The sequence below is a fragment of the Olsenella sp. CU969 genome (genome assembly GCF_905219715.1).
Classification (GTDB): domain Bacteria; phylum Actinomycetota; class Coriobacteriia; order Coriobacteriales; family Atopobiaceae; genus Granulimonas; species Granulimonas faecalis.
Map to the genome: position 1 here is coordinate 1 of NZ_CAJMXC010000043.1, position 15510 is coordinate 15510.

Sequence of the window (15510 nt, forward strand, 5' to 3'; positions counted from 1 at the left end):
GTGTCGAAGCGCGCGTTGATGCCGGCGTACTTGCCCACCTTGCGCTCCGTGGTGAGCATGGGCTCCTCGGCGCGGACGTCGATCTTGGCGTAGGTCATGACCTTGCCGGCGCCGGCCTTGACGGCGATCTCCTGGCAGGCCTTCAGGATGTCCATGCAGAGGTCGTAGTCGCCCTCGACGGCGGACTCGAACGGCCCCACGAACAGGCTCACGGGCTGGGCCCTGAGGTAGTCGATGACCTCGTCGACGATGCGCACCACCTCGTCGTCGGAGACGGCGTCCATGGGAAGGACCTGGATGGCTACGGCACACTGCATACGCGCTCCTCTCCGGCGGGGAGAAAAAGGGCCCCGCCTCGACCGGGACCCTCGTGTCACGAGCGCTGTGGTCCCTACGCTGGCATTACCCAGATCAGGTTGCGGGTCAGGGCCGCGATGGGCCCAATCTCAGCCGGCGTGCGCCAGCCCCCCGTTCGGTTGGAGTATAGCCCAGCCGGCCGGCCGTGGGGGCGCTATCCTAGGGACATCACGACCCCGAGGAGGACCCATGGCCGCAGACCCGCTCGCTGACGTCCTGGACACCGCCCCGCTCGCCGCCGCGCCAGCGGGCACCGACCCCGACCGTGGGGGCGCCGCCCGCGTGACGGCCGCCGCCGACGCCGTGGAGGGGGCGGTGATCGGGCTGCGCCGCTGGTTCCACGCGCACCCGGAGGCCTCCCTGGAGGAGACCGGCACCGCCGCGGCCGTCGCGGCCCAGCTCGCGGCCCTGGGCGTGGAGCACGCCATGCCGCTCCCCAACGCCGTGGTGGCCACGGTGCGGGGCACGGCGCCCGGCGCCTACGGGCAGGACGGCACGGCCCGCAGACGCGTGCTGCTCCGGGCCGACATCGACGCACTGCCCGTGGCCGAGGACACCGGGCTGCCGTTCTCCTCGCTCTCCCCCGGCCTCATGCATGCCTGCGGCCACGACTGCCACGCCGCCATGCTCCTGGGCGCCGCCACCGTGCTCCAGGCCAACCGCGACCTCCTCGCCGGGGAGGTGCGTCTGGTGTTCCAGCCCGCCGAGGAGTGCTCCCAGGGAGCCCGCATGCTGGTGGAGGCCGGCGTGTGCGACGGCGTTGACGCGGCGTGGGGCTGCCACATCTGGAGCGAGCTACCGAGCGGCACGGTCTCGGTGGAGCCCGGGGCCCGCATGGCAAACGCCGACTGGTGGCGCGTGGAGGTCACCGGCACCTCGGCCCACGGNGCGCTCCCCCACCGCGGGGCCGACGCCGTGGTGGCCGGCGCCGCCATCGTTNAGCAGCTGCAGACNGTGGTGAGNCGGCAGGTGNCGCCGTTCGAGNCCGTGGTGGTCACCGTGGGGCAGTTCCACGGCGGCACGGCCCGGAACGTCATCGCCGGGAGCGCCTGGCTCGAGGGCACGGTGCGTACGTTCGACCCCGAGGTCCACGCGCGGGTGCCTCNGCTCANGAAGCGCATCGTGGAGGACACGGCCGAGGCCTTCGGGTGCTCGGCCCGCGTGACCGACTACACCCTGGGGAGCTGGGCCGTGGTGAACGACCCGGCGGTGACCGAGGTGGCCCGGCGGGCGGCCCGGGAGGTGCTGGGCGAGGAGGCATTGGTCTCGTACCGCGGGTCCATGCCCGGCGAGGACTTCTCGGAGTACCTGTTCGAGGTGCCCGGGTGCTTCGTGTTCCTGGGCTGCTCCACCACGGGGACCGACCACTGCTGGCCGCAGCACTCCTGCCACTACAACCCCGACGAGAGGGTGCTGGCGGACGGCGTGAGGCTGGCGGCGCAGTTCGCGGTGGACTTCCTGGCGGGGTGACGGCCGCCGGCGGCGGGGCGTGGCTGTCAGGTGCCCGCGCGCATGCCGGGCGGGGGCGTCACGGGCGGCCCTGCGGGCTCGACGGCCCTCCACAGGCGGCCCCGGGGGCTCGGTCACCCTTCACCTTCAAGCGCCCCCCTACGACGGCCCCTTGCGACAAGGGCCCGATGCAGGGCACACACCAGCGCGCTGTCGGACCAAAGACCAGCTGGAGGGGGACTTCTCGCACACAAAAGGGCGTTGAAGGGTGAGGCGGCACCCTTCAACGGGGTGTCGGGGCAAGTCCCCCGCACAGGGTGCCCCTATAGGGGGATGATGCCNTTGGGGCGCTCCTCTGGGGCGCCCTCCTGCAGGGCAGGACAGACCGACGAGGCCGCCGTGGCCCGCCACGCGTCAAGGTTGGGACAAAAGTGCCCGACCATTGGGACAAAAGTGTCCGGGTGGTGGNACGGCTACTCCTTCTCCTCGCCACTGAGCAGCCTGTCCACCATGACCTTGTTGGCGGCCAGCTCCACGGCGTCGTCCAGGGGGTCCAGCGAGCCGTCGCCGCAGCGCCTGTCCAAGGCGCGGGACAGCAGCCAGTCGGCCACGCCGGGGTTCTTGGGCAGCAGCGGGCCGTGGACGTAGGTGCCCAGCACGTTCCGGTAGAGGCAGCCCTCCTTCCCCGACTCGCCGTCGTTGCCGTGACCGAAGACCACGCGGCCCAGGGGCTCCACGCCCTCGCCGAGGGTCGTGCGGCCGCCGTGGTTNTCGTAGCCCACCACGGGCTGGGGCGACACGGGGCTCNCCACCGCCACGTTNCNGATGAGGCGNGGGGCGCCGNGGCGGGTCTCCATGTCGACGAGGCCCAGGCCCTCGAGCACGTCGTCGCCCATGGCGTAGGAGTGGCCCAGCAGCTGGTAGCCGCCACAGACGGCCAGGAGCACGCCGCCGTCCTCCACGAAGGACGAGAGCTCGGCCCTGCGCTCCAGGAGGCGCTCGCACACGATGGCCTGCTCGCGGTCGGAGCCGCCGCCGATGAAGACGATGTCGGCGTCGGCGAACGTGGGGGTGTCGGAGATGGCCACCTCGGCCACACAGGCCCCGAGGCCGCGCCACTCCAGGCGCTTGGTCAGCGTGATGATGTTGCCGCCGTCGCCGTAGAGGTTGAGCAGCTCCGGGTACAGGTGGACGATGTTCAGCGACCTAACCACGGCGCTCACCGATCCTCTCGAGCTCGGCCTTGGCTGGCCAGAGGGCCGAGTAGTTGGTGAGCACGTACAGGGGTCGGCCCTCAGGGAGGTCGCCGAGGGCGGCGAGGGCGTCGGCCACGGTCAGGGCGATGGGCGCCGGCAGCCCGGCGTACTTCATGCGCACCTGGAGGTCGTTGGCGCGGTGGCCGCCGACCACGAGGGAGAGCGCCTCCTCCGCGCCCAGGCGCTCGAAGTCCACNTCCCAGATCCAGGAGATGTCCTTGCCGTCGTTGTAGTCGTCGTTGACGACGAAGAACGCGGCCTTGGGCCGGGGGTCGGCGAGCATGAGGGAGATGTTCTGGTTGAAGCCCGTGGGGTTCTTGGCGAGGTTGAGCACCACCTCGCGGCCGTCCACGGAGAAGTGCTGCAGGCGGCCGTTCTCGGGGCGGTAGCCGTCGAGGNCCCGCTGGAACGTGGCCGGGTCAACGCCGCAAAGCACGGCGCCGGCCAGGGCCGCCAGCAGGTTGTAGACCATGTACACGCCGCCGNAGCCNGCGNGCACGCGCACGGAGCCGTCGATGCCCCTGCCGGAGACGTCGAAGGCCACCCCCTNGCGGCCCACCTCTACGCCGGTGGCCCGCCAGGCGAGCTCCGGCCGGGAGAAGTCGCCGTTGGGGCAGGCGAAGTCGCCCAGCTGGGCGTAGTGCCGGTAGGCGTAGTCGAGCTCGGCGCCGCACACCTGGCAGAACCGGGCCTCGGGCACACGGTCGGTGGGAAGCCCCAGGACCTCGTCGATGCCGAAGAACAGGCAGGGGTTGGAGCCGTGGAGCCGTTCGGCCACGCCCGCGCAGAGCGGGNCGTCGCCGCAGGCCACGAGCGTCGTGCCGGGGGACGACGCCAGCGCACGGGCGATGGAGTCCTGCACGCGGTCGATCTCGCCCGCGCGGTCGAGCTGGTCGCGGAAGAGGTTGAGCAGCACGAGGTAGCGCGGCTTGAGCGCCGGCAGGATGCGCACGCAGGAGAGCTCGTCGGCCTCCATGACGGCCCAGTCGGCACCCCTTCCGGGCAGCAGCGCGGCCGTGACGCCGGGTTCCATGTTGGCGCCGGCGCGGTTGCAGAGCACCGTGGCGCCGGACTCCTCCACGGCGGCGGCGAGCACGTTGTTGGTGGTGGTCTTGCCGTTGGTGCCGCAGACCACGATGGCGCCGTCCGAGAGCTTGGCGGAGAGCTCCGAGAGCAGGTTGGGGTCGATGGCCAGGCCCACGCGGCCCGGCAGCTGGGAGGCGCTCCGGTGCAGCACGGAGCGCAGGCCCCAGGCGGTGGCGCGGCCGGCCGCCCGGGCGACGGAGGAGCGCAGGGTCATGGCCCTAGTCCCTCTCCTGGGCCTCGGCGGCCTCGAGCTCGCCGGGGGCGATGACGTCCTCGATGCGCAGGTTCACGCCGGAGACCTCGAGCCCCGTCATGGACGAGAGCTCGCGGATGACGGCCTTCTTGACGTCCTCGAACACCTGCGGGGCGTAGGCGCCGTACTCCATGAGGATGGAGATGTTCACACGCACCGAGTTGTCCTGCATGACCTCCACGGAGACGCCCTTGGTGGGGTCCGTGCCGGTGAAGGTCTCCTGCACGCGCTTGAAGAAGCCGCCCTTCATGCCGCAGACACCCGGGACGTCGCGGCAGGCGATGGCCACGATCTTCTCGATGACGCCGTTGGAGAAGGTGAGGGAGTCCTCGGAGTCCACGTCCTCCACGAGGTCGTCGTCCGCGTCGGTCTCGGCCAGGGGGGCCACCTCGACGCGCATGATCGAGGAGTCCGCGGGGGCCGGCGCGGCAGTGCGGGCGTCGGTCCCGGCAGCGTCGGTGGGTACCTGGCTCTTCTTGGTTGCCATGATCTAGCTCCTTGTCTCTGCCGGGGACGGGTCAGCGGGGGTCGTTGCCGGGTCCGAGCAGGCGCTTGACGCCGTTCACGATGCGGGGGTCGCCGTCGAGCCACTGCCCGAAGGCCACGCCGCACACCACGAAGACGGCCACGAGCAGCGCCTGGAAGAACCCGATCCAGAAGATGAGCAGGGCGCAGACGAAGCCCAGGACGCCGAAGAGCACCGCGTTGCGGTGCCCGGGGAACGCTCCGTCCACCCAGGTGGCGGCGGCGTCGCGGGCGGCCGCGGCGCGGCGGCGCGCCTCGGCGCCGGAGGCGCGCGGATNGGACGTGGGGGCGTCCCTGACGTCGACGTCGACGCCGTCGACCTCCACGGTGACGCGCGGGGCGGCGTTCTTGTCAGCCATCGGTCTCGACCCCCTTCCGGGACCCGGAGGGCTCCACCCTCACGGACACGGCGGACGGGGCGTCGTCGTCGGCCGCCGAGGGCTGCACGGGCGCGCCGTGGCCCTTCATGGGCACGGCCACGCCGAAGTCCTGCGGGCGTTCGGGGGCGGCGCCGGACGCGTGGCGTGCGGCGCGGTCGGCCTCGTGGACGGCGGTGGGAACGTAGGCGCCGTCGGCGCCGCGGGCGTCGTGCACATCCCGGCCCGGCGTGATGTCGGAGGTCTGGCGGGGCTCCAGGAACCGCAGCGTGATGTCGCCCAGGCGGTCGCCCACGAGCACCTCGAGCCCCTGGCGCAGGCGCCCCTGCAGGCTCTCGGCCTCGGCACGCACGTCCAGGGAGCGGTAGGGCTCCACCCACACAGCGACGTCCACGGTGTCGTGACGCACGTCGACGACGACCTTGGCGGCCACGCAGGTGCCGTCGGCCTCCACGAGATAGGTGGCCTGGCTCGCCACGGCGGAGCGGGCGATGGAGACGCGGCCGCCGTCGCCGTCCAAGACCTCGATGTCGGAGGGGCGCCTGGAGCGCACGGCNACCANGACGGCGCACACGAAGCCGACGGCGCAGACCAGCGCGAAGAGCTCGACGAGGAAGAGGTACCAGTCGAGCGAGATGAGGCCCGCGGCCTCGACGGTCCAGGGACCGACCCACGGCAGGAGCAGCGCCGCCAGGGCGAGCGTCCCGCAGACGGCGAACACGACCAGGCAGAACCGTTTGAATCCGTTCATCGCGCCCTCCTCGACGGGTGCAGGAAGGCCCCGACGGCCGCGGGCCGCCGGGGCCGGTGCGGGACCGGCCGNGCTACTCCTCGTCGANGGCGGCGACGATCTCGTCGGTCATCTCCATGGTGTTGTAGACGTTCTGCACGTCCTCCAGCTCGTCGAGGCGGTCGACGAGGCGCTGGACCTTCTTGGCGTCGGCCACGGCCACCTGGGTGGGGGTGGTGGGCACCATGGTGAGCTCGGAGCCCTTGACCTCGATGCCCTGGGCCTCGAGGGCCTTCTGGACGTCCTGCATCTTGTCGTAGGCGGTCCAGACGATCCACTGCTCGCCGGCGTCCTCGTAGTCGTCGCCGCCGGCCTCGGCCACGGCCATCATGAACTCGTCCTCGTCCACCGCGTTCTCGCGGTCGGCGACCTTCTTCTCCTCGCTCTTGATGACCTTGTCCACGGCGATGGAGCCCTTGCGCTCGAACTGGAAGGCCACGGAGCCGGAGGTGCCCAGGTTGCCGCCGGCGTGGGAGAAGGCGGAGCGGACGTCGGCCGCGGTGCGGTTGCGGTTGTCGGTGAGGCACTCCACGTAGACGGCGACGCCGGCGGGGCCGTAACCCTCGTAGGTCACGTTCTCGTAGACGGCGGCGTCGGCGCCGGCGCCGAAGGCCTTGTCGATGGCGGCCTTGATCTTGGCGTTGNGCATGGAGACCATGCGGGCGCGGGCGACGGCGGCGGCGAGCGACGCGTTGTTGTCCGGGTTGGGGTCGCCACCGAGCTTGGCGGCAACGGTGATGTTGCGCGAGAGCTTGGAGAAGAGCGCCGAGCGCTNGGCGTCGATGGCGGCCTTCTTGTGCTTGGTGGTGGCCCACTTAGAGTGTCCGGACATGCAAACTCCTTCTCGACGGGCGCACCGCTGCGCCACATGATCGAACGTCCGCGTCCCGCCGGCANGACGGTGACGCATAACCTTACGAAGGATACCACGGGCCCGCGCAGCCTAACCGCCGTGCACTCCCCCATCACATGGGGACCCTGCCCCGGGCGGCCCTAGCGGAGGCCGTAGCGCGTCACGGTGCGGCGGATGGCGCGCCCCCACGGCACCCACACGGCCAGGAGGAAGGCCACGGTGGACAGGCCGTGGACCACGTCGAACGGGATGCTGGCCGCCCAGCAGCCGAGGAGCGACGCCGCGGTGAGCGGTCGCACGAACCCCACGGCGGTGTAGGCGTCGAGGACCGCCCCGTAGGCCATGCACGAGAGGAACCCGTAGGCGCAGAGCGCCCCCCGGCGGGCGAGGAGCCCGCGGTCCGCCAGGGCGCCGGCGACGTAGCCCATGAGGCCCCAGGCGTACATCTGCCAGGGGGTCCACATGCCCTGGCCAAAGAAGAGGTTGGAGGCCAGGGCGGCGAGCGCCCCGCAGAGGAACCCGGGGCGCCGCCCCAGGCACGCCCCGCAGAGGATTACGACGGCGGAGACGGGCTTCACGTCGGGCACGGCGGCGAGGAGGATGCGGCCCGCCGTGGCGGCGGCCGCGAGCGTGACCGCGGGCAGGAGCTGGCGGAGCGCCGGCACCGAGCGCTCCCAGCCGGCAAGCACCAGGCCCACCGACGCGGCGGCCACCGCCAGGGCGGGGACGGCCCACGCCCCGCCGGCGAGCACGGCGGCCACGAGCACCGCCGGGGGCGCCGCGAGGCAGGCGGCCTCCAGGGCGCGCCCCCGGGCACGGCGGGCGCCCGCGGGGCCTCCCGGCGCCGCGCCCTCGCCGTCCATGACCATGGCGACCCCCTTCCCTGGGTACAGACCGTCGGAGCCCATCGGGGCCCCGCCCCATGAAACCACACCGAGTCCTAAGGCATGTCCATGGCAACGTCGCTCTTCTCATTGGCCGTCATCTGCCTCGTGGCGTTCGTCGGCCCCTTCCTGGCCGACCCCGTCCCCGGAAGGTGGCTGCAGGCGAGCGCGTTCATCCTCATCCTGGGCGCGCTCCTCGGCCCCCACGGGGCGCACCTCATCGACCCCGCGGCGCCGGGGCTGCNGCTCCTGCGCCAGNTGGNCCTCGCGTTCCTGTTCCTCATCGGCGGCTACGGCCTCGCCCCCGAGGAGGTGCTCGGCACCACCGGGCGCCATGCGGCCCTCTCCTGGCTGGCGAGCCTCGCCCTCGGCCTGCTCGTGGCCTGGGCGCTGCCGTTCGACTTCTCCTGGAGGGCCCTCGTGGCGTTCGCCATCTCGCTCACGTCCACGGCCTTCTCCAAGGTGGAGGGCATCCTCAAGGAGCGCCGCGCCCTCGACACCCCCATGGGCCGCATCGTGGAGTCCTACGGCGCCACCGGCGAGCTGCTGCCCGTCATGGCCGTGGCCCTGCTCCTGGAGGAGCGCTCCCCCCTCGTGGAGCTGGGCATCATCGGGCTCTTCGTGGTGCTGGCGCTGGTCAGCGCCCGGCTCGCGCGCCACGAGGAGGAGCGCCGCACGCGCCTGGACTCCTTCGTGCGCGACGGCAGCGGCTCCGGTCAGATGATGCTGCGCCTCGTGATCTGCGTGCTCGTGGGGTTCGTGGCCCTGGGCGTCATCCTCGGCGCCGACATGATCGTGGCCGGCTTTGCCGCCGGCTTCATCCTGCGGCAGCTCGTGGGCGAGGGCGACACGACCGTGATGCCCATGGTCCAGGCCGTGGCCAACGGGTTCTTCATCCCGGTCTGCTTCGTGATGTCGGGCGCCTCCATCGACATCTTCGAGGGCGGCTCGGAGCCCCTCGTGATCCTGGGCTTCATCTGCCTGCTCATCCTCGTGCGCGGCGTGCCCTGCCTCGTGTCGCTCTCGCTGGCGCCCGAGACGCGGTCCATGGCGCCGCTGCGCCGCGTCAACGTGGCCNTCTACTCCTGCACCGCCATGTCCACCGTCGTGGCCATGACGTCGGTGGCCGTGGAGGCCGGCGACATGACGCACCACATGGCCAACGTGCTCGTGTTCGCCGCCGCCCTCACCACGGTGGCCGTGCCCGTCGTGACGCGCCTCATCGGCCAGGTGGACGGCGAGGCGGCCGTGGAGGGAAAGGCCGCGAGCGCCACGAACGACACGGAGGCGTGACCAGCCCCGTAAGGCGCCCGTCAGGAGAAGAAGACCGACTCGGCGAAGAACTCCGATGCCGGGGCCGTGCCGGTCAGGGCGCCGTCGAAGACCATGGACACCGTGGTGCAGCAATCGCGGGCATAGGCCAGGTCGTGGGTGGCCACCACCACCGCTGCGCCTTCGCGGGCCGCCAGGGCCACAAGCCGCGCCACCGTGGCGCGGGCCGCGGCGTCGAGCCCTTTCACGGGCTCGTCCAGAAGCAGCGTGCGCGGCCGGCACAGAAGCACTTTTGCCACGGCCAACAGCTGGCGCTGGCCGCCGGAAAGCTCTGCGGCATCTCGGTCCCACAAACCGAGAAGGCCTGTGGACACCGCCATGGCGCGGGCGTCTGCTTCCGAGAAGCCCGCCCCGGGCGCCCAGGCCATGAGCTCCTGGCCCACGGTGCCTGAGCCCAGCACCCCCCTCGGGTCCTGGGGCACGTAGCCTCGCCGGTCGGCCCCGGCGTCCGCCACCTTTCCCCGCCGGAGCCGCACGATGCCCGCCAGCGCCTTTATCAGCGTCGACTTACCGCTGCCGTTGCCGCCCACGAGAGCCCTGACCTCCCCGGAGCGCACCTCCAGCCCGCAGCCTGAAAGCACCCAGGGGCATCGAGCGTCGTAGCGGGCCCACAGGTCCCGGGCCACGAGGGCCGGCTCGCCGGGCAGCGGCAGTTCGCAGGGGGTGGAAGGCTCCTCGGCCAGGGCGTCCACGGGCACCGGGCGCACCCCTCCCGCAACCACCTCCACGGCCATGGTCGCATAGGGCGTCATAGGGGCGGCATGATGCGTGGCCACCACCACGGTGACGCCCAGCTCCCGGTTCACGCGGAACAGCCCGTGAAGGAACGCGCGCTCGGCCACCGGGTCCAGCTGGGCCGTGGGCTCGTCGAGCAAAAGCACCCGGGGCCGCAGCACCATGGCAGCGGCGAGCACGGCCAGCTGTCGCTGGCCGCCGGAAAGCTCGGAGATCGGCGTGTGCAGCCAGCCGTCGATGCCAAAGAAGCAGCACGCCTCAGCCATGCGCCGACCGATGGCGCCGGGCGCCATGGAGAGGTTCTCCAGAGCAAAGGCAAGCTCGTCTCCCACGGTGTCGCACACGAGTTGCGCAGAGGCGTCCTGCGTCACAAGGCCGAGGGCGCAGGCAGACTGGCGCACCGAAAGACTGCCCACCGGTCGGCCCAGCACCTCCACGGACCCGGACAGCCGGCCCACCGGGGCGACTTCGGGCTTTGCCAGCCGCAGAAGCGTCGACTTGCCCGAGCCCGTGGCGCCCGACAAAAGGCAGAAGGCGCCTTGGGGCACCGAGAGCGAGGCTTCGCGCAGCACCGGCTCGCCCCAGGAGCCGAGAGGGGCCACGCCGCCTGCGGGGTCGTCTGCGGGATAGGAGAACGCGACGTCTGCCCACTCCACGGCCGGGACGCCCGTCTCGTCAAGCTCGGTCATCTCCCGCCTTCCTTCCTTGACAGAAAGACCTCTGCCGCGGCCGCAAGACACGGCCATGCAAAGAGAAGCGCCACGGGCCCGTAGGCCGCGGCAGGCCCCGGCACAGACATCCGCGGCGCATAGGTCCAAAGTGAGCCGAGCCACAAAGCGCAGCCCACTCCTGCCGCCGAGATGGCGGCCACGGTAATCAGGGAGGGCCAGTCACCGACGGTCCAGCGCGCGCGGCGCCAATGGGTGCGCCGCCCTGCCCCCCAGCCGCGCGACGCCATGGACGAGGCCCTCTCCACCGACTCGCCCAGGGCCCACATGACCATGGCGCCCACCTGCTCCACGCCGCGGCTGAAGCTCGACGCAGCGCCGGGCGACCCTGCACACGTGCAAGCGCCCCGGGCATCGCGAGAGGCGCGGGCCCGACCCAAAAGCTCGGGCACGAGCCGCATGACCATGGAGACGGCAAGGGCCAAGGTGGGCACGACGTTGCCGAGCAGGTCGCGGAGGTCGTCGGCAGGCAGGATGGCGGAGCACACCGCAAACCAGGTCAGCGCGCCTGCCAGCATGGCCCCCATGGCAACGCCCCAGGCCACCGCCTCAAGGCGCACCGCCACGGGGCCAAAGGAAAAAAGGGTTGTCTGCCCCGTCTGGGACAGCAGCGGGTTCACTGCGGCCACCAGCACCATGAGGGGCACGGCTGTCGCCAACGTGCGGCCTGTGGCCCGCACTCCACGCCAGACAAAGGAGGACAGGACAGCAAAGCCTAGGGAAAGGCCCAGCACCACGGGCTCGAACGTGCCCATGGCCGCAGCGAGGCAGCAGGCGGCCCAGAGGGCGCGAACGGCAGGGTGAGGCCGAGGGCCCGCAACGATCCTTGCTCCTGCGCCTGCCACAAAGCCTCCCCGTTTCCGTCGAGACCCTAGGGTAGCAGCTACGCCTAGACAAGATACCAGGTTGTTTTGTCACCCTTTTCGCAATCTGCGGTACCCCCTCGCCGGCAGCCCCTTTCACCGACGAATCCCCAGCAACGGTTTCGGGGAGGTCCCAAGGGGCCCATCCCTTCCCGACAAGCGCATCGGGAAGCTCCCTCTCCCCGAGGGCGACAGCGGGGAGCCCCCCACCAACAGGCAAACCCCTGCTTCCCAGAAACCTTTCCAGGAAGCCCGCTACGGCAGAAAGCCCCTACACCTTTGGGATGACAAAACAACCTGGTACCTTGTCTCCCCTTGTCCCCTCCTAGTAGGAGACCACCGTGGTTCCCCGGGGGATGGTGTCGTATATCCACTTGGCGTCGCCGATGGCCAAGCGCACGCACCCGTGGCTGAGGCCGGCGCCCAGCCGGCCGTCCTGCACCACGTGGGAGTAGGGGTTGTACAGGATGGAGTGGAACAGATAGTCGCCATAGAACTGCGTCCAGTAGTAGCAGCTGTAGCCCTTGTTCTCGCCGAAGGAGTAGCCGCGCGAGCCCACCGAGAACGTGCCCCTCACCGTGGGCGTGGAGCGCTTGCCGCAGCTGCNCGCCATGGAGNGCACCTCGGTCCAGCTGCCGCGGCCGCCGCGGTAGACGCCCACGCGGTTGGCGCCGTTGTCCACGAGGATGAGGTAGGGAGTGGGGCTCGAGTAGCCCTGGGCCCGGCCGCCCATGGAGCCGGGGGCGCCCCCGCGCGTCCAGCGACCGGAGCCATCCACCCAGTAGCGGCCGCCGTCCACCCACGCGTTGGTGGCCATGGAGCCCGACGAGCCCACCCAATAGATGCCCGAGACCCAGCGGTTGGCCCACATGGCGCCGCTAGGCCAATCGAGATAGTACCAAGAGCCGCCCACTTTCGCCCAGCCGGTAGCCATGGCGCCCGATGCAGAGAGCCAGTACCAGCGACCACCGCTAGCAAGCCATCCGGTGTCCATGGCGCCGGAGCCGGACAGGTGGTACCACGTGCCGCCGTCGTTGAGCCAGCCGCGGCCCATGGACCCTCGCGGCCCCCACGGGCTGTTGGCGCGGCGCAGGAAGTACCAGTGGCCGCCATCAGAGAGCCACCCAGAGCCGATGGAGCCCTTGGGACCCCACTGGCTGTCGGCGCGGCGCAGGAAGTAGGTCTGGCCGCCCTCCGTGAGCCAGCCTGTTCCGATGGAGCCTCTGGGGCCCCACGGGCTGTTGNCGCGGCGCAGGAAGTAGGTCTGGCCGTTCTCGGTGAGCCAACCGGAGCCGACAGAGCCCTTGGGGCCCCAGGCGTTGTCCGAACGGCGNAGCCAGAAGCGTTGGCCGTCCNNGNCCGCCCAGCNCACCTTCNGGGCGCCCGACGCAGGGTCNAGGTAGAAGCGCTGGCCGGCANGGTCGNGCCAGCCGGTGCGGGCGGCCCCGGTGGAAGGGTCGAGATAGTAGCGGTTGCNGCCCTCGTCGTACCAACCGGTGCGAGGGTGCCCATCGCCGTCAAAGCGGTAGCGCNGACCGTCGACGGTGTGCCAAGCGTCTACCACATAGGTGCCGTCGGCGAGGTAGTAGCGGCGCGACTGCCCCNGGCCCTCCCAGCCGGCCGGGTGCCGATACACGTTGGAGAACACCGGGGCGTCGGCGGACCCGTCGTAGGCAACGCTTGCAACCAAGGCGCCGGAAGCCTCTTCCACGGCCACATCCACAGGCACGGTCTTGTCGTCCACCGTGACACCGGCAACGGTGGCAGGAGCCATGCGAAGGGCAAAGGCTGCCGTCCCNTTCTCGGTAAAGACGACGGGCGCAAAGATCACAGTGCCGTCAGCGGCGCACGGGGCCTTCTGAACGACGGTGCCGTCGCGAAGGAGCTCAACGGAAAGCTCCCCTGCCGCAAGGNCGCGCCCCGACAGGGTCACACGGGCCGAAAGCGACACCGAGACCGGATCGGGCGTCACGGCCGCAGGGGGCTCTTGAGAGGTGCCGCCGGACACATCGGTACCGGCTCCGGCGCCGGGAAGGGCTCCGCCGCTCTCGCCGTCAGGCTCGGTTGCCGCCGGCTTCTCAGCTGCGGNCGGGACGTCAAGTGCCAAGGCCGCAGACGGGGCCACGCATCCAAGAACGAAAAGGGCCGAAGCGACCAGTGCCGCGACCCGGCGCGGCGACGTGCGCACATCCATGGGACTCCTCTCGTCTCCTGCGGTTGNCCTCACTTTAGACCAAAAGCTGCAGCGCGCCTGCAAATGAGGGACATCTTTGGCCCTCCGGGCAAAAGCGCCCGCTAGATGTAGAGCCTGCCCACGCCGCGGGGCGTGCTGTGGGCCCACAGGCTCGCAACGCGCACACCGGTGCCGGGCCACGCCTCTATGATGCGGTCGCCGCCGATGTAGATGGCCACGTGTCCGGGCCAGAACACCAGGTCGCCGNGCTGGCGGGACCCAATGGGCAGACNCTGCATCTTCCCATTGGCCCAAACGTTGTTGGCGTCATGGCTGTGCCAGCCGTTGGGGCCGGTAATCCAGTGGTTGTAGGGGTTGTACTCCCCCATGGACATGCCGGTGGCATAGGCACACTGATAGACCAAGCCGATGCAGTCCACGCCCACGCCGGGGCGGTCGGAGTAGTTCCACATATAGGGCGTGCCGACATACTCGTTGGCCCGCTGCACNAAGGCGTTTACGCAGTCGGCCCTGGACGCGTAGGGAGAGATCCTTGACGGGGTCACGTAATAGCCCCGCGCCACCGATGCCGAGAGGCCCAGATTCACGTTGCGACAGGAGACCTGGTAGTAGCCGGCAGGGTTCTGCCACCCCTCTTTGCCGGGATGGGACGGGTCGAGGGCGCCCGAGCCACCCAGGTAGTACCACGCGCCGCGGTCGCGGGCCCAGCCCACGCACATGGCGCCGGAGGAGCGGTCGAGCAGGTAGTCCTTGCCGCCATCAGAGAGCCAGCCGCGGCCCATGGAGCCCTGCGGCCCCCAAGCGCTGCCGGCGCGGCGCAAGAAGTAGTAACGCCCGCCCTCGTTGAGCCAGCCCACGCCCATGGAGCCCTTGGGGCCCCACTGGTTGTCCTCACGGCGCAGAANGTAAGTCTGGCCGNTGTCCGTGAGCCNGCCCGTTCCCAGGGACCCTTGAGGNCCCCAAGCGCTTCCNACGCGGCGCAAGAAGTACCAGTGGCCGCCCTCATGAAGCCAACCGGAGCCTATGGTTCCCGCCGGACCCCAGGCACTGTCGGACGTGCGGAGCCAATAGCGCTGGCCTCCGTCATCGAGCCAACCCGTGGCCATGGCGCCCGTGGTCTTGTCAAAGAAATANNGATGACCGCCGTCGGCCTGCCANCCGGTGGCAGCCGCACCGCTCGCACGGTCGAGGAAGTAGCGCTTGCCGCCGTCGACAAGCCAGCCCTTCCCCATGGAGCCGACGGGGCCCCAGGTGTTCGCGGTACGCATGAAGTAGCGCTTGCCGCCCACGGAGACCCAGCCAGATGCCATGGCCCCCGTGGATGGGTCAAGGTAGTAGCGCTGACCGGCCTCGTCGAGCCATCCCGTGCGCATGGCCCCCGTGGCCGCGTCGAGGAAGTAGCGCTTGCCGCCGTCGTCGTACCAGCCGCGGCGCACGTGCCCCGCGGCGTCAAAGGCAAAGCGGCTCCCGTCGACGTCGAGCCAGCGAGAGACGGCGTAGGTGCCGTCGNAAAGCCGGTAGCGGCGAGAAGCGCCCTCCCCCTCCCAACCGGGCACGTAGGTGCAGCGAAAGACCGGGGTCCGGTCGGACCCGTCGTAGGTGATCGACGCCACAAGCGAGGAGCCATCGTCCGACACGGACACGGTGACGACCACGGCCACCGTGCGTGGGTCCACAGCCACCGCGGAATCGGAAGCGGGGGCCATGGCAAGCGTGTAGGCATAGCTGCCCGGGGCGTCAAAGCCCTGGAGGGCAAAGGTCGCGACGCCATCCGGGCCGACGGCCACGGTCTGGACCGGCGAGCCGTCGGCCCGGATGGCGTCGCGAC

At 70.9% G+C, this 15510-nt stretch carries 13 protein-coding genes and 1 riboswitch; of the genes, 2 read left to right on the forward strand and 11 right to left on the reverse strand.

Translation table 11 applies throughout. The features are described from left to right. Nucleotides 1-317: thiamine-binding protein (locus tag JX283_RS05485; protein ID WP_204829682.1), on the reverse strand; the 317-nt coding region annotated here is incomplete at its 3' end. A 53-nt stretch (nucleotides 318-370) separates the two neighbouring features. Beyond that, nucleotides 371-481, reverse strand: a riboswitch (TPP riboswitch). 65 nt (nucleotides 482-546) lie between these two features. Between JX283_RS05485 and JX283_RS05490 the strand changes: the two genes are divergently transcribed. Continuing rightward, nucleotides 547-1827, forward strand: coding sequence for an amidohydrolase (locus JX283_RS05490; RefSeq protein ID WP_204829683.1), 1281 nt, complete (start codon nucleotides 547-549; stop codon nucleotides 1825-1827). A 452-nt stretch (nucleotides 1828-2279) separates the two neighbouring features. Here JX283_RS05490 and JX283_RS05495 read toward each other — a convergent pair whose 3' ends face one another. From JX283_RS05495 to JX283_RS05520, 6 genes are all read right to left on the reverse strand, one after another. Further along, entirely contained in the window at nucleotides 2280-3020 is a 741-nt protein-coding gene (locus tag JX283_RS05495) for a type 1 glutamine amidotransferase (protein ID WP_239652483.1), read from the reverse strand. Beyond that, nucleotides 3013-4362 (reverse strand): MurT ligase domain-containing protein, encoded by a 1350-nt coding sequence (locus JX283_RS05500; protein ID WP_204829685.1) that lies wholly within the window; start codon nucleotides 4360-4362, stop codon nucleotides 3013-3015. The genes JX283_RS05495 and JX283_RS05500 overlap by 8 nt, the downstream gene beginning before the upstream one ends. Nucleotides 4363-4366: 4 nt before the next feature. Further along, on the reverse strand, nucleotides 4367-4888 hold the full coding sequence (locus tag JX283_RS05505) for an Asp23/Gls24 family envelope stress response protein (RefSeq protein ID WP_135977720.1): 522 nt from the start codon (nucleotides 4886-4888) through the stop codon (nucleotides 4367-4369). 31 nt (nucleotides 4889-4919) lie between these two features. Next, entirely contained in the window at nucleotides 4920-5285 is a 366-nt protein-coding gene (locus JX283_RS05510; RefSeq protein WP_204829686.1) for a DUF2273 domain-containing protein, read from the reverse strand. An 842-nt stretch (nucleotides 5286-6127) separates the two neighbouring features. Continuing rightward, entirely contained in the window at nucleotides 6128-6925 is a 798-nt protein-coding gene (locus JX283_RS05515) for a YebC/PmpR family DNA-binding transcriptional regulator (RefSeq protein ID WP_204829687.1), read from the reverse strand. Nucleotides 6926-7086: 161 nt separating this feature from the next. Beyond that, complete coding sequence (locus JX283_RS05520; RefSeq protein WP_239652484.1) at nucleotides 7087-7815, reverse strand: ECF transporter S component; 729 nt, start codon at nucleotides 7813-7815, stop codon at nucleotides 7087-7089. An 84-nt stretch (nucleotides 7816-7899) separates the two neighbouring features. Here JX283_RS05520 and JX283_RS05525 point away from each other — a divergent pair, with 84 nt between their 5' ends. Then, on the forward strand, nucleotides 7900-9123 hold the full coding sequence (locus tag JX283_RS05525; RefSeq protein WP_204829688.1) for a cation:proton antiporter: 1224 nt from the start codon (nucleotides 7900-7902) through the stop codon (nucleotides 9121-9123). Between the two features lie 20 nt (nucleotides 9124-9143). On the opposite strand, the gene JX283_RS05530 is transcribed toward JX283_RS05525, so the two are convergent. The 4 genes from JX283_RS05530 to JX283_RS05545 all read right to left on the reverse strand — a co-directional run. Next, the gene (locus JX283_RS05530; protein WP_204407825.1) at nucleotides 9144-10586 is read right to left on the reverse strand and encodes an ABC transporter ATP-binding protein; all 1443 of its coding nucleotides are present in this window, start codon (nucleotides 10584-10586) and stop codon (nucleotides 9144-9146) included. Further along, on the reverse strand, nucleotides 10583-11272 hold the full coding sequence (locus tag JX283_RS05535) for an energy-coupling factor transporter transmembrane component T (protein WP_204829689.1): 690 nt from the start codon (nucleotides 11270-11272) through the stop codon (nucleotides 10583-10585). Before JX283_RS05535 ends, JX283_RS05530 begins: the two co-directional genes overlap by 4 nt. Before the next feature lie 541 nt (nucleotides 11273-11813). Then, complete coding sequence (locus JX283_RS05540) at nucleotides 11814-13682, reverse strand: L,D-transpeptidase family protein (RefSeq protein ID WP_255533463.1); 1869 nt, start codon at nucleotides 13680-13682, stop codon at nucleotides 11814-11816. Between the two features lie 101 nt (nucleotides 13683-13783). Next, nucleotides 13784-15510: NlpC/P60 family protein (locus JX283_RS05545; protein WP_204829691.1), on the reverse strand; the 1727-nt coding region annotated here is incomplete at its 5' end.